Genomic DNA, 21,084 nt, shown 5'->3' with positions numbered 1-21,084 from the left:
AAAAACAAGTAATGAAGAAAAAAGCAACGGTCCTTATCGCCTCTATCATGGCGTTCTGCGGAATCAACACCGCTCACGCTGACGAGGGAATGTGGACGATTTACAACTTGCCTAACGCTGTATATGAGATGATGCAGCGCGAAGGCTTCAGTATGACTTACGACCAGCTCTACAACGGCGAGAACGCCTTGAAGAATGCTGTGGTAAACTTCTCGGGCTATTGCTCGGGCGTAGTCGTTTCTCCAGACGGTTTGGTATTTACCAACCACCATTGCGGTTTCGAGGCTATCAGAAGCCACTCTACCGTGGAGCACGACTACATGCTCAACGGTTTCTTTGCAAAATCATACGCAGAGGAATTGCCTAACGAGAATATGTTCGTCAGCTTTATGGTTGAGCAGAAGGATGTAACCGATAAGGTGATGAGCCTCGGATACGAGAAACTCGACAACAAGAAGCGCGATGAACTCATCGATTCTCTGGAGAACGAGATGACCAAAGAGGCGAAGAAGAACGATTCTACCCTTCATATCACCGTTCAGCCTTTCTACGAGGGCAACAAATGGTACGCTACTACCTATCGCGACTTCACCGACCTGCGTCTGGTTTTCACCGTACCAAAGTCTATGGGTAAGTTTGGTGGCGATACCGACAACTGGATGTGGCCTCGCCAGACCTGCGACTTCTCTGTATTCCGCATCTATGCCGACCCTAAGACCAACGGTCCTGCTGCCTACAGCAAGGACAATGTGCCTTATCATCCAAAGCGTTGGGCTCAGGTTTCTCTCCAGGGTTATAAGGATGGCGACTATGCGATGACCATGGGTTACCCAGGCAGCACAGAGCGCTATCTTTCAAGCTACGGAATCCAGACTATGCGCGATGCTGAGAATACTCCTCGTGCCCAGGTTCGTGGCGTAAAGCAGGAGGTGATGCAGAAGCACATGCGTGCCGACGAGGCTGTGCGCATCAAGTATGACAGCAAGTACGCCCAGAGCTCCAACTACTGGAAGAACTCCATCGGTATGAACAAGTGTATCGACTCTATCGGCATCGTGAATCTGAAGCGTGAGTACGAAACCCGTCTCCGTGCTTGGCAGGATACAGCCAAGGCAGCCAACGACCTCGCCCACAAGGTAGATTTCGACAAGCTCGCCAAGCTCTACAAGGAGAGCGCAGACGTGAAATACGCCTGGACCAACTTCGCTGAATCTTTCACAAGAAGAAGCAATATCGAGTTCTCTACCCGTGCCATCAAGCTCCAGACCAACATGGAGGTGAAGGGTCCTGAGAAGAACAAGAAGAAGCAGTATCATGAGTTTGAAGATAACTCTGCAGAATGGGATATGGCGCTCGATAAGGAAGTGCTCGCTACCCTTCTGAAGAACTACAAGGAGCACGTAGACAGCAAGTGGTTGCCTAAGTTCTACAAGACCATCGACGCTGAGTTTGGCGGCAACTACGCCAAGTATGTGGATTATCTCTGGGAGAAGTCGCTCATCATGAAGAAGGGCGCCAAGCTCTATTTCAACAAGAAGGGATATGAGAAGGATCCAGGCGTAAGCTTCGGTATGGATTTGAACGATGTATTTGCAGATTTCGCTGCTCAGATGGGCAGCATCAACGATAGCATCGCCGAGCAGGAGAAGTACCTCTGCGCTGCCAAGCTCCGTATGGAGGAAGACATGCCTCACTACAGCGACGCCAACTTCACCATGCGATTGAGCTACGGTCAGGTAGGCGGTTTCGACCTCGGTGGTAAGCCATCTGGCTATTATACCACAGCCGAGAGCCTCGTTGAGAAGATGAAGCAGGGCGATAAGTTCATCGATTACTACGCTGAGCCTATCATGCACGAGCTTCTCTCTGAGAAGGATTTCGGCAAGTACCAGGATAAGACGACTGGCAAGATGCAGCTCTGCTTCCTCACCAACAACGATATTACCGGTGGTAACTCTGGTAGCCCTATGTTCAATGGTAAGGGTGAGTTGATTGGTCTTGCCTTCGATGGCAACTGGGACAGCCTCAGCTCTGACATTAACTTCGACAAGCGCCTGGCTCGCTGCATTGGCGTGGATATTCGCTACGTGCTCTACCTGATGGATAAGTGGGGACACGCAGACCGCCTCTTGAAGGAGATCAATGCGAAGTAAATTCTATCTCTGAATCAACAGAGATGATATAAAGGTTTATCCTGGGATAAAGATTAGTCTCAGGATAATATAAAAAGAGCGGAAAATCAGCTGTTAACTGTTAACCTGTTAACTCCCGGCTTTCCGCTCTTGATTTTTCTTATAGGTTCGCAACTAATATTGCGAGATATTATTCAATTCCTTCATCGTAATCTTTCTAGGCTCTTCTGCGAGTTTCTTCTTCAATTCATCCACCGTTATTTCTGCAGATGGATTGAAATCGGCAGAGCGCATGTAACCAATTACACTCTGATAGAAAGCCTTGCCTTCCGGGTATTTGGCAGCCTTTTCCAAATCGCTCATGCAGACGAGGAGCTTTCCGGCTCCCACCTTCCATTCCATCACCAAACCCAACTTATGATTCCGCTCGATATTATCTATCACCTGAACTATCGGGCGATAATCCTTGGCGAAGTTGTCAAGCACCAGCGGATGCGATTCCTTGATAACTGGGAACCATTGCCAGTTGGTGTGCATCTCCGTAGGGAATCCCTTGAATATCGGATGCTCCGGATTCGTCAAAATACCCAGGGTTCCTGGAGAAACCTTCTTCTTGTTGTTCTCGCAGATGGTCTTGAACATGCGATAATTCCAGTAATCGGTCTGGAAGAGTCCACCCACAGTATAAGGAGTAGCATTATCTGCCTGCGAAAGCGTATCATCGGCAGCCACAAAATGGCTGGAAGCCGTAGGCATCCAAAGCACCTTTCCGCCCTTTACCAATACTTTCACTACTTCCTGATTCAAATCTCTGGCAATGATGACGCCCTTCTTTTCCATCGCCTTCTTCGGATAAACCCATAGTTCGTAGGAGTTTCTTGCCTCCGTTCCTTCAATATTTAATGTAAGAAGCAGCTTGGCAGGTTTCTGCACGTGGAAAACACCATTCAGTTCACCCACATCCACCAAACCTTCATCGTATGAAAAGATGTTCAATACTCCCTCATCCTCAGCCATCAAGTCGCCCACATTCTTTCTCACTTCACCATCCTTGGTGCTGAAAGTTCCATCATCCATACAGAATAATCCGTTCTCGGCAGCCAGATGCCATTTCAGTTTCTTGCCCTTCAGCGAAGAACCGCCATAATTGGCTACCTTTACCTTAGCCTGAATCTTCTCGCCGTCCTCGAAGCAGAACTTCTTCATTTCCAGCAGAGGAACCACAGGCGAGCACCACTGGCGCCATTCCTCGGGCGTAGTGATTCCCTTGCTCTCCATAAACGCATCCAGGATGCCTACGAAAGCACTTCCCTGACCGGGATAATCCTGAATATCGAGGAGTTGGAAGCCCGCCATATTCCGGGTTCTCAAATCCATTTCTATATCGGCTTTATAGAGTTTCACGCTCCATAAACCCGAAGCCTTGTGGAAATCATCTGCCTGAGAGAGCATTCCGGCTGCAGCCAGACGACGGCGGAAAACTTCGAAGTTATAAGGATGAAGCACTCCGGTGTATTTCTTCATTTCCCGATAATCAGGATAGGTCTGAAACTGTCCTGTTTCGTGAGAGATGATTGGGATTCCTGCCTTATCGCAAGCCTCATCAAAATTCATCGTAGAATTAGGATGGAAATGATTGATCATTCCTCCATCGTAGGCATCGGCAAACGAGAAGGAACCACGGGTATGAGTATTGTATTTGCCCCATCCCTCGCCTCCGATGCGGCAAGTGGTGAAGTAATCCATTCCCTCTTTTACTCCCTGATAACCGAGATAGTAATTGCTTCCGAAGGTATAGTATTTATCAGGCGCAATCTTGCGGAAATCATCCACAAACTCCTTCATCTTGTCGATGTCGCCCCAGAGTTCATTACCCAGCGCCATCATTCTGAAAGATGGATGATGACCATACTCCCGCAGGATATTCACTCCCTCCTGATGCAGAAAGGTCATGAGTTTCTCATCCTTCTTGTCAAAAGAACCCCAGAAAGGAAGTTCCGGCTGGAGATAGATTCCCAGACTGTCCGCTACCACGAAAGCCGCCTCCGGTGGACACCAGGAATGAAAGCGCACATGGTTGATTCCATATTCCTTGCAGGTTCCGAGATACTTCATCCAGCCTTCCACGCTCATTTCCACATGTCCCGTCAGCGGCCATACAGCCGCATCATGCTTGCCACGGAGAAATATCCTATGGCCATTGGCGTAAAAGTGAGCGCCCTCAATATGGAAATCCTTGGCGAAATCAGGCATCTGAAGGGCGGAAGGAGAAGCTACAGAACGGCTAGGGATTGCTCCTGTTAGAGTTTCTGCCGATTTGCTATCAGCAGAACCGACAAGCAGGAGTTCAATTCTTCCGATAATTCCATTCCAGTTGGTCTGCGTATCTTCCGTATAAGCATGGCTGGAACCGTAAACCTGATCAGGCACACCTTTTCCATTATCCACCACGATTTCCAGGAGATGCTTGCCCGGCTTCACCTTCTTTGGCAGAAGATAGCGCTGGGGAGTAGAGATGAAGTTGCAGGAATCCACCAGCTCTCCATCCACATACACCCATGTCGGTCGGGTACGCTCCAGGAAGAGTTCTACCGGCTTTTTCTTCCAGTCCTTCGGAATATTGATGGTTCTGGAATATCTTGCAGCTCCTTTATAGGCATAGAGTCTCGTAAGATGCGTTGTTTCCATCGTATCTTTCGGAGCGAATCCCAGATGATTCGTATCGATGGTACCGGGAAGAATGGCACGCTTCACCTCACCCTGGAAGGCACGCTTACTCTTGGCAAAAGCACTACCGCTCTTTCCCAACTCCACATTCCATTCACCAGCGAGCGAAATGCTCTGTGCTTGCAAGCCCAGACTTACCAGTCCCAGACAAGCGATAAGAATAGATTTCTTCATTTACTTATAATTGTCTAATAGTTCATACCAAAAGCCCAGAGAGGAATAACATTGCCCATGCCTGTCTCTATATCATCCTTCACAACATATCCTTCTTTAGCCTCAGAAATCTGCTTCTGACCTTTCTTTTTACCACCAATTTCAAATGTCTTGTCTTCTATCAGAAAATCAGAAATTGGAGAATTGAAGACAGCATGATTCACACGCATCTGATTAAAAAAGAAAGTCTCTCGCTGATTGCCAATATCAGGCACCGAAGAAGAGAGAGCAAAGGAGAGGTTGGTATTATCAAGATACACCTTTTCTACCTTACCCAAACCACGCACACCTCCTGTGGACTCGTGAAGTTGGGCTATCAAACCTGCACGCTCCATAAGTTCGAAGTAATCGGGCAGGTTATTGCGATCTACCTTGATAGTTGTAGCAATGGTACTCATGTTTGGCTTGAAAGGCACACTATCAGCTATTACCTGCATCAGTTCCTTCAATTTTCTAGACACCATCACCGTATAATTGGCATATTGTGGTATATCCGTCTCCAAAGTCATACTCACCACTTGATTCAGTCGCATCCTATAGCCCTCATCCTTAGAAAAAGGATAGTAGCCCTTGCGCAAATATTCATTAAACAATGCCAACGGATGCTCAATCTCCTCAGGCAACACAACTTCATTGTTTACGATTTGTTCCAATGTAGAGACAGGAATGTCTATGCCCTTTTCCATACCGATGTATTCACGAAAAGACAAACCTTGCATCGTAAAGACCAATACCCGGCGACTTAAATCTGCTGTACCTTTATAAATATCAAGCACAGAAGAACCGGTAAACACCACTTGCAAGGTTGGCAGATTATCGTATATCATTTTAAGTTCTGTAGCCCAACCCTTATATTTATGTATTTCATCGATAAAAAGATGCTTGCCTCCAAGTTGGCTAAACTTCATTGCAGTTTCAAAGAGAGTATGATTAGCGAAATAGATGGATTCTGCACTCACGTAGAGTGTGTCTTTCATCTGAAGATTCAATTTGATATACTGCAAAAGAAGTGTTGTCTTGCCGACTCCACGAGGTCCAACAAGAGCCGTCATCCGATTCGACCAAGGAATCTGATGATACATATATCGTAGGTATCGAGTATCGGTACGCTTGATAAGATTGTCAGAAAGTTGCTTCAATAATTCCATATTTCTTGCCTTATTTGATGTTTACGGCTGCAAATATACAAAAATTGCGGTAAAAACACCGCAATTTACCAAAGAAATTGCTATATTTTTACCGCAAAATATAAATTACGAAGAAAAAGGCACAATAAATGCAAGTACAATTATTTTTATGACTACCCATGTTATTTGGCTAAATGGTGTCTTGCCGGCATTCCATAAACAGAAACTCCCAATGTTACAGGGAAATTCTTTTTTCTATCTGTACACAGATTTCTCACACATCCCTTCTTAAAATAAGCTGGGAAATGTATTTCACCATTTCCACTACTTGCCATAACAGCTACACCAATATAATATTTATGATTATGTTTCAGTTTTAAAGGTTCTTCTACCAATGCAAAAAAATCTTTTTTATCGGAGATTTTAGACACTTGTATGTAGATTGGTCGATGCTGAATCGGGACAAATTGCGTGCCTATAATTTCATAGACAATTAAACGAATTGTACAATATGCAAAAGAGCATTTCTGCACACGCAACTTGACATTTTTCACAAACCAATCTTTGTTTACTGAAAACAATGGTCCTGTTTCGTATTGAGTATTTTGAACATTATGAAAAGCAACATCACCAGGTGCGCGCACACCCCTATCAACAATACTTTTCTGCTTTTTTCCAGATACAATTGTTATATCACACAAGTTACTAATCTTTTCCTTTAGTGTAATGTTTAATTCATTATTCTTACTATAAACACCAAAAGGAATTCTACACATTTGATAACTGATGTGACTAATAACTATTTCTTTTTTCATACCATCAGGTACCACTAATGAAAAGTTTCCATCCTTATCAGACACGGCATAAATACTATCCGCATGTATACTTGCAAACTCTACATTCCGACCAGATTCATCCACAATATGGCCTTTAATGGTTCTGTTTGCAGCAACACATGCTAAAGCCATCTGTTCACAAACAATTAGAATAAATAAAAATCTCTTCATGTTCCAAGTTTTAAAGAGTGGGCAAAACCTTGCCCACTCATCTAGTTCTACATTTAAATTAAATTGGGATGTTCCAAGCAAGAAGCGTCACATCTTGGTTTTTGTCAAACTCTTGTGCAGAAACCATCTCAACAAGTTCCTCACGACTTGACAACTCTTCTAAATCCAAAGAGTCTACAAACTTTTTCATTTTGTCCATAATTATTTTATTTAATGTTCTACTTTTACAGAATCAGCCTCTAATGCGACATTTCCTACCATTTTATCAAATTGGTACATTTTATACAACTTACCATTATGGAAATCCAACTTTGTCGTAACAATAAAAGGACAATTCTTAACTCTTACTGCTTCTTTGTAATACAAATGTTCTTTTAATACAGAATCCGTATCAATAGAAATATCCATCGAGAAAGGATTTCCATATCGTTCTATTACTGTCTGTTTGTCTAGGTTCAAAGTCAACTGTCCATCAGCAAAATGCGAACTTGTAGGAATCACTGTACAAGAAGCCAACAAATTAAATGCTACAAAACAGTATTTTTTCATTCTACCTTAATTATCTTACCTGAATCTAACATTTGCTTTGTGATTATTATCTTTCGACTAGAAGCTGTAGAAGAATCTATAGGTGTAAGATTTAGAACAGCATCTACAAACTGAGCATCTACACCGCTCCATTTTCCTTTAATCTTTATTCGTCTGCCAGAAGTAACACCAACACAAGTTGCAACATAATCGACATCCATATTATATTTATAGAATACAACAGACAATTGAGCAGTATAATTTGCAGGAACACTCACAGGATATTCCCTACTTATTGTAACTGTCTTTGCCTCAGTTTTTCCATATGTAAACTCTTGCCCTCCGGAGACAGAGGTCGTAATTTTACCTTCTGCAATAAAAGGAACCCTAGTCTTTATCTCCGTTGAAACAGAAACATTATAAGAGGTTTTCTTATTAAAACTGGAAGATTTGCTATATGACTCTTGCACCTTGAAAGAATAAGTTTGAGCTATCGGACCCTTATTTGTATATTTCTCAGAATATAGCACATTAGGAACTTTATTTAAAACACCCGCATCTGTATCAAACTCCACACTCTCCACATTAAACTTCTCAACAGGAATTATTCTAAATTCTTGTCTTGCCATTTTGGAATATTTTTCCAATGATAATTTCGCTCCATTAGCAGTTATTACGCTATAATATATGTCATACCAATTACCACTACTACCTTGTCGAGGATAATCTTGACTTTCCAAGATATATGCATCTGTTGAATAATCCGCTTTTTTTATATCCCATGACGCTCCAAACAAAGATGTTGTACTTTCCTTCATTGCATACACAACCTTTACATCTGGAGCATTAGAATATGCTCCAATACTTATTGGGGTCTTTGTTTTCGTGGAATAAATTAAGTATGGGATACCAGCTGTAGCAGGCAATATCTTCAGATAAAACTGTAGACCTTCATCTTCTTCATTAAATGCTGCAAGTGAAAGCTCTTTACCTTGGCTAGAGGCACTAAGAAATTGTAGGTTTGATGTATTTCCTGCAACTTGTAAGTATATAGGAACCTCGTCCAATTGGCTAAGTTCTTCACTAACATCGTTGTCATTATAGGCTCTTGTTTGTACTTTCTTTCTCACGCACGTCGAGTCTAAAGGAACAATACAACCAGAACCTGTACCAACAGCATAATCTTGCCCTATCTCACTTTGATTACTTTTTGCTAAGATAGAATCAAAACTATCGTTTGTTGAACAAGCTGACAAAACGATAGCACTTACCAACATCAAAACACTCAAATACTTTTTCATAAGCGTGATAATTTTAGTTATACTTATAATAATGTTTCCAAAAGATTGACTAAATTATGTCTACTATTCCTATATAGATATTACTACCTAGAGTCACCACAATTGTATACAGACCTCTAGACAAATCACCAAACAGCAAATGCATAGTATTCTTGCCTTGGATTACTTCAGAATATGTTTGTACCATATTACCATTATCGTCAGATATGCAGATTTGAGCAATCCCAGCATATCTATAGATATCTAGAGTTAACTCTTCTGCTTCTAAATCACCAGTTACTTGTGGAAGTACAGTACGTGCTTTTCAACTATCCTTACTTCCATGACGGAAGTAGACTTCTTTGGCATCCATATGAGTTGGAACAACCAAAAGCAGTGACAAACCTATTACCATAATCATCTTTCTCATAACGACTCTCTTTTAATGAATTAAAATTTCGGTTGCAAAATTAGCTATCTTTTGGCTATAACACAAACTTTTTGGGTCTATTTATTAAACGTGGCAAAAATCGCACAACAACTTTATATACAATAGGTTTTATTCACCCCCCAGTTTTAACAAGGTCTAAAAATACTTTTCGAATGGATTTTTCAAAATGTTTCAATGTATTTTCGCAATGAAATATGCTCATTTTTGATGCCTACTCGCTCCTTATATAAGAACAATTTTTGCTTGATGGCTTTCTCGCTAATGCAATAAATTGAAGCCAAAGACTTCTGAGGCAACTTCAGGCGTAGCAACATCATAAGCCTAATGTCGTTTTGAGTCAAATTTGAATGTTGTTTTTTCAACCTTGTTACAAACAAATCCTCTACACCCTCCAAAAACATCTCTAATTCCACCCAGTCATCCTCTGACAAGACTAAATGTTTAATTCCTTTTTCTCCGATAGAATTCAATTTCTCCACAATTTCTATTTTCTTTAGCAAATAACCACGCATGGTTACCAGTTGAGCTTCTTTATGAGCAATCTCTTCCTTATGTAATTTGTCTGTCATCAGCATTTCCTGTTCATGCAACTCTTGTTCATGAATCAACTTCGTCGCAGCAAGCTCTTTCTCTTGCTGTATTTTAAGGGCAATCCGCTTTTTGTATGTGAAATAAGCGTACACAATAAATATAAGTAAAGAAATAAGTAATAGAAGAGATAGCAGTAACACCCATCTTTGCATTTTCGCCTTACCTTTTAGTTCTGCTTTTTCCTTTACGTTATTTATATAAGAGGCATAATAGTTGTATTTCCCTTGTACAGCTTTGCGATATGCATTTTCGTAATTATCACTTGCAGAATCGGTATAGCATATGGCTAAATTTATATTTTTATTTTTTATTGCCCCCAAAGTTTTTAGATAAAGGATACTATTCTTGTCTTCCCTTGATTTTGGACTAAGGTTATTTAAAATTGCAAACATTTCATTTAGAGAATCAACATCGTAAAAGGCAAAAGCCAATTCTAATTGACAAGTAACATCTTCTGGGTTTCTTTGACTACTTGCGATTTTTGCATAATACAAACTACTATCTTTTTTACCAAGTTCACCATAAACAAAAGCCAAATCTTGACAAACATCAGACATAACCTCTTTGTTTTTCAACGCTTTTGCATCATTGAGAGCTAGCAAATTTTCATCTAATGCAGAGTGTAAACTATCGATATCTAAGAGGCTTGTACTTAAACGAAGTCTAGCATACACTTTATTCTTAAGAGGTAATTGAGGTCGCTTATCATAGAATTCGACTAAGTTTCTTGCAAGTTTCATAGCTTTATGTGGATTCAATTCTCCCTCTACTCTCACTAACTTATCTAATGAAAGCGAAATCAAATAATCATCATCTTTCTTTTTTGCCAAATTATAGGATTTTTCCAAACAAGCCTTCGCTAGTACTATACTATCAACAAGCCTATAGTATTCTCCCATATAATACAAGGCTGTAGCATAGAGCGAATCGTTTTGGTGTTCCTCATACCAATCATATGCTATGCGAATCAAGGAATCGTTATCCACATTCAAACCAGACTTATCCTGTGCCATATAATAAATGAGGGCATACTTCGCCATATCCTCTTCAGAAAGTTTTCTCTGCTCTATATGGTTCAAAAACGCCAAGGCACTATCCGGTTCAGTCTCAGCTAGTGCATAAGCCACGCCCAACTCTTTCTTATGACTTTGGTAGCAGGAAACAAAGATTGGTGCTACCATAAAAGCCAAGATCATGTATAAAGTTACTTTTCTCATATATCAATAGTTATTTAATCTGCAAAAATACAATTTTATTTTTAGATAGAAGTAAAAACCAGGTCTAAATATAAGAAAATTTCATCTACAGCAACCAAGCTGGTAATCAACAACATACACAAAAAACATCAAAAGAAAAAGTCTAAATATCGAAGATTATTCATAAAAGCATAGTAACTTTGATGTTTCCCACAAGAATCATAACGGAAAGAGCACCCCTCCTTGATTTACAAGAAAGAATGCTCTTTACTATGATAACTATAGCCACATGAATTACTTTACTTCATCATGCAATGCTTTACTTCTTCTTAGGTCTGCGACGAGCCCAACCTTCTTCCTCGAAGTTTGGCTCCTCACCCTTGAACTTCACGTTGTCGTTGTTCTGGAAGAACTGGCGCCAATCGCCTGTATCCTCCTGAGGGCGAGACTTTCTTCCGCCACGGCTTCCACGTCCTCCCTTTCCACGAGCATCTCGAGAGTCTCTTGCATCATCAGAAGAACCTCTGCGGCCACGACCTTCCGAGCTGCGTCCGCCTCTTTCTGAACCACGGCCGCCTCTGCCCTCAGAACTGCGTCCTCCGCGGGCTGCTCTGCCATGACCTTCCTCATCAGCATCGTTACATCTCACGGTTCTGCCCTTATATTCAGTACCGTTCAAAGCCTTCATCACGCGCTTCGCATCCTCCTCAGGCACCTCGATGTAGGCAAACTTACTCAGCAGGTCGATGTGACCAACCTCCTGACGACCCTTCACGTGCTTGTTCAGATACTGCATGATTTCGCCCGGATAGAAACCATCCGCCTTACCCAAGTTGATGAACAGCCTCTTGAAACCAGCCTCAGTCTCATGCTTTCTGCGACCATTGGAAACCTTGCCACGGCCCTCGCCACGGCTTCCACGACCTTCGCCGCCACGGGAACCCTTGCCGGTTTCAGGCTTGATAATCTCAGGAGCATTCTTATAGTAATCGAGGAACTTACCGAAGGTGATGGTTACCATCTTCTTGATGATGTCCTCCTTGTCGATGTACTCAAACTGGCGGTTGATTTCTGCCATGTATGGTTCAATCTGATCCTCGTCCACATCGGTCTTCATGATGTCGTCCATGGTCTTGAAGAGCTGCTTCTTGCAGATTTCCTCTGGGGTAGGCAAAACGCCGTCCACGAACTCCTTGCCAATCTGCTTCTCAATCTGGCGAACCTTGAACTTCTCTCTGGTATGGATGATAGAGATGGATGTTCCCTTCTTTCCGGCACGACCGGTACGACCGCTTCGGTGGGTGTAGCTTGCCACATCATCAGGCAAACCATAGTTGATAACGTGAGTCAGATCATCTACGTCCAGACCACGGGCAGCCACATCGGTAGCCACCAGGAACTGAACGGTATGGTTGCGGAACTTCTGCATAGTGAGGTCACGCTGCTGCTGACTCAAGTCGCCGTGCAGCGCCTCAGCATTATAACCATCCTTGATGAGCTTATCTGCAATATCCTGAGTCTCCAGCTTGGTGCGGCAGAAGATAATCGCAAAGATGCGTGGATAGAAATCCACCACACGCTTCAGGGCGAGATACTTGTCCTTGGCATTTACCAGATAGTAGATGTGGTTTACATGCTCAGCACCCTCGTTGCGCGAACCCACTACGATTTCCTTGTGGTCGTGCAGGTAGTTGAGGGCAATCTTCTCGATGTCCTTGCTCATGGTAGCCGAGAAGAGCAGAGTGTTTCTATCTTCCGGAACGTTCTCGAAGATGGCATTGATGCTCTCAGAGAAGCCCATGTTCAGCATCTCGTCAGCCTCATCAAGCACCACGTTGTTCACATGCTCCAACTGAGCCACGCCACGATTAATCAAATCGAGCAGACGACCAGGGGTAGCCACGATAATCTGCACACCATGCTTCAGGGTGCGAATCTGGCTTCCGATGTCGGTACCGCCATAAACTGCGGCAATATGCAAACCGTCGATGTACTTGGCAAAACTGTTCAAATCGTCTGCTATCTGGAGACAGAGCTCACGTGTAGGACTGAGGATAATAGCCTGTGTCTGCTTGCTGCTGGCATCAGTTTTCTGGATAACCGGAATACCGTAAGATGCAGTCTTACCCGTACCGGTCTGCGCCAACGCAATCACGTCGTTCTTATTACCAAGCAAATATGGGATTACTTCTTCCTGAACTGGCATTGGATTCTCAAATCCAAGCTCTTCGATGGCACGGCGAATCTCCTCGCTCACGCCTAATTCTTCAAATGTCTTCAAATCTTTTTAACCTTAATTCATTATAATCTAAATGGAAGGCCGAATTCACCCTCCCAGCCATGAATTAGGGTGCAAAATCCTTCCGAAACGCTTGCGGCAATCCCACGCATTTATTAAGATTGCCTAAATTCGGGTGCAAAGATACGAAAAAAATGTGAGTTTCTTGCAGATTTCTGCAATATTTTATTACCTTTGCATGAAAGTTACAACAAGCAGATAACCAAGAAAACTTGAAATATATGAAAAAAGTTATTTTCACCCAAGAATGGATTGCTTTGCATCCATACGAAAAAGCAGACGAAGTTGATCTGTATTATACAGAACTCGCCAACGAAATATACCACGCTCTTGACGAGGCGTGCTACACCCATAACTTCAAGAATATGGATGACGCCAAGCAGCTGGCACTCAGCATTGCCGGTTATTTCGAAGATGTGATTTCGGGCACAGGCATCTGGAAAACTTTCACGGAAGAATGCAAGCAGCGCTACGGCACCTACATTCCTTTCTATGAGAAAGAAAGCGAATTCATCAAGAGTACGCTCAACGAAGATGACCCGGCTTACGACCCTGAGGAAATCAACATCGCTGATGTCAAGTTCCTGCTCTGGCACCATTACCAGCAGAGCAGTTTCGTACAGGAAGCCGTTCCTTTCCTCTTCGGAACCCTGGAACTGGCTGCCAAACTTGCCTACAACATTCTCGACAGAGAATACGAAACGGCTCCGGAAAACGAGCGTCTTCTGACTTATCTCAGCGAAATGCCTGAGATAGAGGGCAACGCTGAAACGACCGAAGAGGACATCGAGAAGAACAAGGAGTTGGATGAGATTCACCGTCGCGACACCCTGGCGTGGTTCCATTATGGCTGCTATTTCAACGTGGGCAACCAGAAGCGCCTGCAGTTTACCCTCCAGCAGATGGCAAACTCGCCTCAGGGTCTCACCGAACCGCTCGCTTATTCTGTGCAGATGGAAATGACCATCGCCGGCAGAAACAATCTCCTGGCGCTCACTTCTTACGAATGGCTCCGCAAGATTTGCAGGAACATGCCTACCCATAAGCTTTGGGAGGATGAGGAGTTCAGGAAGAAGGCTATTGAGCTACATGAAAAGGCAGATCATGAGAAGGCGATTCACGACTACAATCTGCTCAAGGCGAAGGGATACGAAGACAAGTTCATCTTCCTGGAAGATGTGAAGACGCTGAAGGAATTCCTCAAGGAGATTGAATTCGAGTTGCCAAAGGACATCCGATTCCCTCAGAAATACGAGAAAGGCATCATCTTAAGCGGAAGTCCATATACAGGCATCAACATCAGTTTCGGTCTGGCTCATTGTATCGCATCGCCTGAGAACCCATACTATGTACAGGAGCGTGCAGAGACTGACAGCTTTGGCATTATCAGCGGCAATGGTCTCCCATTCCCTTACGAAATTGTCTGCAAACTGATAGAAAACAACCTGATTCCTGACGCAAACATCTTTACGAGCCAGTATGTAAAGGAAGAAGGCTTGAAGATTACGCAGGCAAACCTCCAGTTCCTTGCCGATTACTACTTGATGGGCAGAAAGGATAAAGACCTGTCGCCTAAGGAGTTGTGGTAAAGATGCATTCAGCATACTCAAAAAGTTTACTACGCTAACTCCATTTTTTAAGGGGTTAGCGTAGCAGACTTTTACAGATTTATAGAAGAAAGAGCGGAAAATCAGCTGTTAACTGTTAACTCTGTTAACCTCAGCTGTTCTTCCGCTCTTTATTTATTTCTTATTTCAGATTCTTGTCCAGAAACTCCAGCATTTTCTCCTGTGCCTTCAAACCGCAGGAATGAGGAATATCCCAAAGCTCCGTATCCAGCAGATTATCTGCTCCCTGACTCTTCCAAACCTTGTGCATTTCGGCGAAAGCATCTTTTACGCCGGGCACTGGGAAGAGCTTATCTTTTGTGCCATTGATGAAGAGCATCGGTTTCGGACAGGCGAGGGAGGCGATGTGCGGATAGTCTAGATACTGCCTCAACCCCGGGATGCAATTCGCAAAACCGCCATTCTCCTTTCTTCCGAATCTCCGGGTAAGCTGAGCGTCCGTAGTAATCATCCAGCAAATAGAAGCACCCGCCTTGATTCTATCCGATAATGCAGAGAGCATCCACGAGCGATAGGCTCCCATCGAACAGCCTACGCATCCGATACGCTTCGCATCTACCATCGGCAGCGAAGCCAGGAACTCGGTGCTGGAAATATCATCGTAAGTCATGAAGGCAGAGAGGTCTCTACCCAGCATCATCATGTTGCCGGCTATCAGGTCGTATTTGTTTCTATCCACGCCCTCCTTCCGGCCTCGTTCTCCCCACATCGGAGCATCTGCCGAAAAGACTACGTAGCCATGTTTCGCCAGATAATCGCCCACGTACTGATTATCATAAAGCTGCTTTGCCCACGCATCCGCATCATCCAAGATCTCCTGACAGAGTGCCTGCTTCGTAGGGGAATCTTTTTCTTCCGGAGTAAAGAAAGGACGAATCATCTTCTCCTTTCCGATAAAGAGATGGGCACCATGATCATGAAGCGCATTGACTGTTGGGAATGGTCCCTTGCCATCCGGAATCAGGAGATAAGCCGTAATTCGGGAATAGGCATTGATATTGAAGGCGATTTTCTGCGCCTTATATCCGTCTCTCTGCTCCTCGCCCAAAAATTCCATATTCCAAGCCGCAGCCGCCTTCGGAGGCGTCATCATGCATTCTAATACCTTCGCCCTTGCCGCCTTCTTCCACTTCTTGAAGTTCTTAATCGGACTGTTTCCCCAAGCCATCGGATAGGTCAGTTCCTTCTTCAGCGTTTCTACATAGGTAGGAATCTCTCCCTGCCACTCATACTTCTCCCGCTTCTGAAGCTTCGGCTTCGAAGGTGTTTGTGCAAGCGACACAGAGGTCTGAGCAAGCGCCACCGACGCCTGCAACAATGCGATGATACTATATGTGATAATCCTTTTCATTCTCTTGTCTTGTTTTGTTAGAAATCTTTCTTCCTGTTTATAAGATTAGTTATTGTTTGCAAAATTAAGAAATTATCCGCAAAAAGAGCCCAATAATCTCGATATTTTTGTGTACCTTTGCCTAAAACATTTATAAATAACGGATAAAACATCATCAAATAGAAGATAAAGCAATATGAAAATAGCAGTTTTTTGTTCAGCAAATAAGAATATCGACCCCGACTTCTTCACGTTGACAGAAGAGATGGGAAAGTGGATGGCTGAGAACGGCCACGACCTGGTTTTCGGCGGCTGCAACTCTGGTCTGATGGATTGCATCGGCAAGGCAGTAAAGGCGAATGGCGGCAGAACCATCGGTGTGGTTCCTACGCTTGTAGAGCGAGGAGGAAGAACCTTCCCAGACCTCGACATCGAGATTCCGTGTGATAATCTCAGCGACCGCAAGGACCTGATGCTTGCCCAGAGCGACATCTTTGTAGCCCTTCCTGGCGGCGTCGGCACCCTGGATGAAATCTTCACCATCGCTGCCGCCCACACCATCGGCTACCATCACAAGATGGTGATTCTCTACAACATGAAAGGCTTCTGGAACTCCATCATCGCCCTTTTGGACGATATGGCAGAGAAAAGCATGATTCGTGGCGATTGGCGAGATGTGATAGAAGTGGCGGATAACCTGGAAGAGCTGGCTAAGCTCTGCGAGGGATAGAACCCTCTATAGAAAAGTAAAGCTACCTTCTGCCGAATGACTTCTCGGTAGAAGGTAGCTTTACTTCATAATACATCATTTTATGACGTTTTTTTGTGTCAGACACAATTTTGGGGAGTAAAAACACGGTTTACTTCAGCATCCATTCCCAAGCAGGAATTATATGCACCGTCTTCCCATCCACGGTAAGCTCCTCTTTCTCATTTAGCGTAATGATGTAACCCTCTGATAAATCATAGATTTCCATCGCCTCTTGCAGGCCCTCTATCTCACGCTTGCGAGTCTTCTCATCATCCATCTTCACCGTAACCTGGTAAGCCTGGGTAATCCTTACACCTTCTCTCACCACAAAGTCGCACTCTTTCTTGTCGGCATGGTAGAACAAGTCGTAACCCCTTCGCAGCAATTCGATGAAAACGGCATTCTCCAGTTTTACACCATTGTTATCCGTGACATTGAAACCCATCCTGCTGATGATGGCATTATCTATAAAATACACCTTCTTCGGGCTCAACATCTGGGTCTTTACCGATGGAGCATACTTCAATAACTGGAATATCATGTAGGTTTGCTGAATATATTCCAGATAGTTCTTGATGGTTTCGGGATGGCGAATGCCCACTATCTTTCCCAGCGAGTTATAGGTAACACGCTTGGTGGCATTGCTGGCAAGATAAAATGCAAGTTCTTTAATTTCCTTGTCGTTTGTAAGACCATTGCGAGCCATCACATCCCGGAAGATAATGCTCTCATAAAGTGAGGACAGGTAACTGACGGAACCCGTCTGAAGATATTTCGGGAAACCACCCCTCTCCAAGAAATCACGGAAATGACCCAGCAGTTTGGAACGGCTCGCCATCAGATAGAAATCTTTCTGCGAAGGCTCAATATGCTCCAGCTGCAGGTATTCGGCAAAAGAGAAAGGATAAACCTCCACAGAGATATAACGCCCTGTGAGATGAGTGCCCATCTCCTTGCTCAGCATCCGGGCATTGGATCCTGTCACCACCACCTTATTGCCTTCATTGTAAAGACGTCTGACAAAGGTTTCCCAACCCGCAATGTTTTGAATCTCATCAAAGTAATAGGTGTGTTGCTCACCGAAAAGCTCAAAGAAGCATTCCTGCAAGGTTGCAAAATCTTCAAGCTTAAAGTTTACGAGACGCTCATCGTCAAAATTGAAGAAGAAATCTTTCTCCTCCAACTTATCACGCAGTTGCTGCAGCAACACCGACTTTCCACATCGTCTTACACCAGTTATGATAAGGATTTCCGAGGTGGTAAGCCATTCCTCTTCTATGTGTCGAGGGATGGCATCCTGCATAAGATGCCTGCAGTTGTCCTGCTGCTCAAATATTATTTGTTTCAACAGTTCTTTCATTGCTTTACTATTTTATGATTCGTGGGCAAAAATAAGAAAAATATCTGAAAGTAGCAAGAGAAAAACAAAAATCTTTCATTCTGAATGAATAATTTTTCAGAAATCTTTCATTTTGAATGAACACTTTTACCTAAAACCTTTCATTTAGAATGAATAGTTTTCGATTAGTTCCTTAAAAAACAAAAGAAAGAGCGGAAAAACAACTGTTAACTGTTAACTCTGTTAACCCCAGCTGCCATTCCGCTCTTTTATAATAATCTCTAACAAGAAATCTTTTATTCTGCCAGCAGCTTCTCTGCCATCGCCTTACCCAGAGCCTCGCACTGCGCCTTTACCTCTGGAGTAATCGCCTGCTTCATATCTACAGGTTCGCCTACAGCCTCGTAGTGGAGCTTGGTGTCGTTCCACTCCTGAATCTTAGCCACAGCCTTGCTCGCCCAGCAATGAGAACCATACCAACCGAGGAGGTGGTTCTTAACGTCCTTATTGGCAAGCTCGGAGAGGAGAACCTCCATCTCGTGATAAAGACCGGCATTGTAGGTTGGAGCACCCACGATAAGGCCCTTGTAGCGGAAGATGTCGCGCAGGATGTAGCTGTGGTGAGTCTTCGAGATGTTGTACATTACGATGTTCTTCACGCCAGCCTTGCTTGCCGCACGGGCGATGATTTCAGCCATGCGCTCGGTATTGCCGTACATGGTGCCGTAGCAGATAACGAGGCCCGGCTCCGTCTCGTACTTCGACATCTTATCATACATGCCGATAACCTTCTCAATATGCTCGTGCCAAACCGGACCATGGGTTGAGCAGATGTAATCCAGCTCCACGCCAGCCAACTTCTTCAAGGCATTCTGAACAGGGATTCCATACTTACCCACAATGTTTGAGTAGTAGCGAACCATCTCCAGCCAGAAAGTCTCGCAGTTGATTTCCGTATCGATGATTCCGCCGTTCAGCGCACCGAAGCAACCGAACGCATCACCTGAGAAGAGCACCTTGTTCTTTGCATCGAGCGTTACCATGGTCTCTGGCCAGTGAACCATAGGGATGAGAACAAAACTCAGCTCGTGGTTGCCCAATGAAAGGGTTTCGCCATTCTTTACCTCTACCACGTCATCTGTTACGCCGTAGAAGCCTTCGAGCATTCCCAGGGTCTTCTTGTTGCCCACAATCTTGATGTTAGGGTAATATTTCTTGATGAGGGCGATGGAGCCGCTGTGGTCAGGTTCCATGTGGTTGATGATAAGATAATCGATTTCGCGGTCGCCAATCACCTCGTGGATATTCTCGAGGAACTGGGTGAAGAAATCAACCTCTACAGTATCTACCAGCGCTACCTTCTCATCGTCAATGATATAAGAGTTGTAGCTCACTCCGTTAGGCAAAGGCCAGAGGCCCTCAAAACGATGCTTGTTGCGGTCGTTTACGCCTACGTAATAAATTTTGTTTGTAATTTCTGTCATATCTTTTATATTTTTATAATTTCTTCTTCTTTTCTTCTCCAAATTCCTTCGAAACATAATTGTAGATGTCCTTGCAGCATTCGGTGGAGAATTCTTGAGCCGAAACAAGGAGACTGTCCCATTGCGCCTCAGATAAGCCGCGGTCGATGTCCTCGCGGGTGATTCCATCCTTGATCAGTCCGAAAACGAAGCCTGCGTTGAAATTATCGCCGGCTCCGATAGTGCTCACCGGCTTCATCTTCTCCGAAGGATAACTCTTGGCAAAGCCGTTCTCGGCACGAACCTCTACAGGCTCAGCGCCCTGAGTGCAGATAAACTTCTTGCAGTAGAAACTGATTTCGGCATTATAAACCTTATCCGCCTCCGGTTTCTTGTAGAGGATTCCAAAGTCCTCGTGGCTTCCGCGTACGAAATCAGCCATCTCCAGGTTCTCTATCAGATTAGGTGTAATCTTCATGATTTCGTTCTGATGAGAAGCACGGAAGTTGATGTCGTAATAAAGAATGGCGCCGTGCTCCTTCGCATACTCCAGGAAACCGGCAACCTGAGGACGGACCACAGGATTCAGAGCGAAGAACGAACCGAAGAGCACGATGTCGCCAGGATTGATTTCCGGTGTGGCAAACTCCAGCTGGTCGTGAGGATGATCCTTGTAGAAGATGTAGTCGGCATTGTTGTTCTCGTCGAGGAAAGCCAGCGAGAGCGGCGACTTCGATTCCGGGAAGATGCTCACATTGTCAGCATTCACCCCATTATCTCTCAAAAACTGAATCACATACTCTCCTATGCGGTCGTTGCCCGCCTCGCTGATAAACGAAGCATTTACGCCCGCACGGCCCAACGAGATGACTGCATTGAATGATGAGCCACCCGGTACTGCCTCTATCGGCTTGCCGCCCTTGAAGATGATGTCAAGCACGGTTTCTCCTATTCCTATTACTTTGCGCATTGTTTTTTGATGTCTATATTTATTTTTTGGGAGCAAAGATAAGTCTTTTTGG

Annotated in this window: 15 protein-coding genes; 3 read left to right on the top strand and 12 right to left on the bottom strand. The window is 44.0% G+C overall.

From position 1 onward, the window contains the following. Positions 1-11 precede the first annotated feature (11 nt). A complete protein-coding gene (locus ONT18_RS13155; RefSeq protein ID WP_264905969.1) occupies positions 12-2,153 on the top strand; it encodes a S46 family peptidase in 2,142 nt (713 codons plus the stop codon). A 153-nt stretch (positions 2,154-2,306) separates the two neighbouring features. Here the strand turns inward: ONT18_RS13155 and ONT18_RS13150 are convergent, their stop codons facing one another. From ONT18_RS13150 to ONT18_RS13115, 8 genes are all read right to left on the bottom strand, one after another. Continuing rightward, the gene (locus ONT18_RS13150; protein ID WP_264905965.1) at positions 2,307-5,033 is read right to left on the bottom strand and encodes a beta-glycosidase; all 2,727 of its coding nucleotides are present in this window, start codon (positions 5,031-5,033) and stop codon (positions 2,307-2,309) included. Positions 5,034-5,047: 14 nt separating this feature from the next. Then, positions 5,048-6,220, bottom strand: coding sequence for an ATP-binding protein (locus tag ONT18_RS13145; RefSeq protein WP_264905961.1), 1,173 nt, complete (start codon positions 6,218-6,220; stop codon positions 5,048-5,050). 161 nt (positions 6,221-6,381) lie between these two features. Further along, positions 6,382-7,206: a carboxypeptidase-like regulatory domain-containing protein gene (locus ONT18_RS13140; protein WP_118155084.1), complete on the bottom strand. Its 825-nt coding sequence runs from the start codon at positions 7,204-7,206 to the stop codon at positions 6,382-6,384. Between the two features lie 58 nt (positions 7,207-7,264). After that, positions 7,265-7,405 (bottom strand): hypothetical protein, encoded by a 141-nt coding sequence (locus tag ONT18_RS13135; RefSeq protein WP_233400604.1) that lies wholly within the window; start codon positions 7,403-7,405, stop codon positions 7,265-7,267. Positions 7,406-7,416: 11 nt separating this feature from the next. Then, positions 7,417-7,755 (bottom strand): hypothetical protein, encoded by a 339-nt coding sequence (locus ONT18_RS13130; protein ID WP_118155075.1) that lies wholly within the window; start codon positions 7,753-7,755, stop codon positions 7,417-7,419. Continuing rightward, positions 7,752-9,035, bottom strand: a complete 1,284-nt coding sequence (locus tag ONT18_RS13125; RefSeq protein ID WP_118155072.1) for an ETX/MTX2 family pore-forming toxin — start codon at positions 9,033-9,035, stop codon at positions 7,752-7,754. Before ONT18_RS13125 ends, ONT18_RS13130 begins: the two co-directional genes overlap by 4 nt. 591 nt (positions 9,036-9,626) lie before the next feature. After that, on the bottom strand, positions 9,627-11,273 hold the full coding sequence (locus tag ONT18_RS13120) for a hypothetical protein (RefSeq protein WP_118155066.1): 1,647 nt from the start codon (positions 11,271-11,273) through the stop codon (positions 9,627-9,629). 298 nt (positions 11,274-11,571) lie between these two features. After that, the gene (locus ONT18_RS13115) at positions 11,572-13,533 is read right to left on the bottom strand and encodes a DEAD/DEAH box helicase (protein ID WP_264905947.1); all 1,962 of its coding nucleotides are present in this window, start codon (positions 13,531-13,533) and stop codon (positions 11,572-11,574) included. Positions 13,534-13,772: 239 nt separating this feature from the next. On the opposite strand from ONT18_RS13115, the gene ONT18_RS13110 reads away from it, so the two are divergent. Beyond that, the gene (locus ONT18_RS13110) at positions 13,773-15,140 is read left to right on the top strand and encodes a DUF3843 family protein (RefSeq protein WP_264905943.1); all 1,368 of its coding nucleotides are present in this window, start codon (positions 13,773-13,775) and stop codon (positions 15,138-15,140) included. 160 nt (positions 15,141-15,300) lie between these two features. Here the strand turns inward: ONT18_RS13110 and ONT18_RS13105 are convergent, their stop codons facing one another. After that, the gene (locus ONT18_RS13105) at positions 15,301-16,530 is read right to left on the bottom strand and encodes an alpha/beta hydrolase family protein (protein ID WP_264905940.1); all 1,230 of its coding nucleotides are present in this window, start codon (positions 16,528-16,530) and stop codon (positions 15,301-15,303) included. A gap of 175 nt (positions 16,531-16,705) precedes the next feature. Here ONT18_RS13105 and ONT18_RS13100 point away from each other — a divergent pair, with 175 nt between their 5' ends. Then, positions 16,706-17,239 (top strand): TIGR00730 family Rossman fold protein, encoded by a 534-nt coding sequence (locus ONT18_RS13100; protein WP_264905936.1) that lies wholly within the window; start codon positions 16,706-16,708, stop codon positions 17,237-17,239. A 130-nt stretch (positions 17,240-17,369) separates the two neighbouring features. Here ONT18_RS13100 and ONT18_RS13095 read toward each other — a convergent pair whose 3' ends face one another. The 3 genes from ONT18_RS13095 to ONT18_RS13085 all read right to left on the bottom strand — a co-directional run bounded on the left by ONT18_RS13095 (position 17,370) and on the right by ONT18_RS13085 (position 21,032). Next, positions 17,370-18,620, bottom strand: a complete 1,251-nt coding sequence (locus tag ONT18_RS13095) for an ATP-binding protein (protein WP_264905933.1) — start codon at positions 18,618-18,620, stop codon at positions 17,370-17,372. A 275-nt stretch (positions 18,621-18,895) separates the two neighbouring features. Continuing rightward, positions 18,896-20,083, bottom strand: coding sequence for an FprA family A-type flavoprotein (locus ONT18_RS13090; RefSeq protein ID WP_117694954.1), 1,188 nt, complete (start codon positions 20,081-20,083; stop codon positions 18,896-18,898). A gap of 13 nt (positions 20,084-20,096) precedes the next feature. Beyond that, a complete protein-coding gene (locus ONT18_RS13085) occupies positions 20,097-21,032 on the bottom strand; it encodes a PfkB family carbohydrate kinase (protein WP_264905930.1) in 936 nt (311 codons plus the stop codon). Positions 21,033-21,084 lie beyond the last annotated feature (52 nt).

Source organism: Segatella copri, assembly GCF_026015295.1.
GTDB lineage: Bacteria > Bacteroidota > Bacteroidia > Bacteroidales > Bacteroidaceae > Prevotella > Prevotella copri_C.
This window is presented reverse-complemented; position numbering and strand designations above follow the sequence as displayed.

Bases quoted from the DNA above. Each gene is read 5' to 3' on its own strand.
- ONT18_RS13155 (WP_264905969.1), top strand. From the start codon at position 12: ATGAAGAAAAAAGCAACGGTCCTTATCGCCTCTATCATGGCGTTCTGC.
- ONT18_RS13150 (WP_264905965.1), bottom strand. From the start codon at position 5,033: ATGAAGAAATCTATTCTTATCGCTTGTCTGGGACTGGTAAGTCTGGGC.
- ONT18_RS13145 (WP_264905961.1), bottom strand. From the start codon at position 6,220: ATGGAATTATTGAAGCAACTTTCTGACAATCTTATCAAGCGTACCGAT.
- ONT18_RS13140 (WP_118155084.1), bottom strand. From the start codon at position 7,206: ATGAAGAGATTTTTATTTATTCTAATTGTTTGTGAACAGATGGCTTTA.
- ONT18_RS13135 (WP_233400604.1), bottom strand. From the start codon at position 7,405: ATGGACAAAATGAAAAAGTTTGTAGACTCTTTGGATTTAGAAGAGTTG.
- ONT18_RS13130 (WP_118155075.1), bottom strand. From the start codon at position 7,755: ATGAAAAAATACTGTTTTGTAGCATTTAATTTGTTGGCTTCTTGTACA.
- ONT18_RS13125 (WP_118155072.1), bottom strand. From the start codon at position 9,035: ATGAAAAAGTATTTGAGTGTTTTGATGTTGGTAAGTGCTATCGTTTTG.
- ONT18_RS13120 (WP_118155066.1), bottom strand. From the start codon at position 11,273: ATGAGAAAAGTAACTTTATACATGATCTTGGCTTTTATGGTAGCACCA.
- ONT18_RS13110 (WP_264905943.1), top strand. From the start codon at position 13,773: ATGAAAAAAGTTATTTTCACCCAAGAATGGATTGCTTTGCATCCATAC.
- ONT18_RS13105 (WP_264905940.1), bottom strand. From the start codon at position 16,530: ATGAAAAGGATTATCACATATAGTATCATCGCATTGTTGCAGGCGTCG.
- ONT18_RS13100 (WP_264905936.1), top strand. From the start codon at position 16,706: ATGAAAATAGCAGTTTTTTGTTCAGCAAATAAGAATATCGACCCCGAC.
- ONT18_RS13095 (WP_264905933.1), bottom strand. From the start codon at position 18,620: ATGAAAGAACTGTTGAAACAAATAATATTTGAGCAGCAGGACAACTGC.
- ONT18_RS13090 (WP_117694954.1), bottom strand. From the start codon at position 20,083: ATGACAGAAATTACAAACAAAATTTATTACGTAGGCGTAAACGACCGC.
- ONT18_RS13085 (WP_264905930.1), bottom strand. From the start codon at position 21,032: ATGCGCAAAGTAATAGGAATAGGAGAAACCGTGCTTGACATCATCTTC.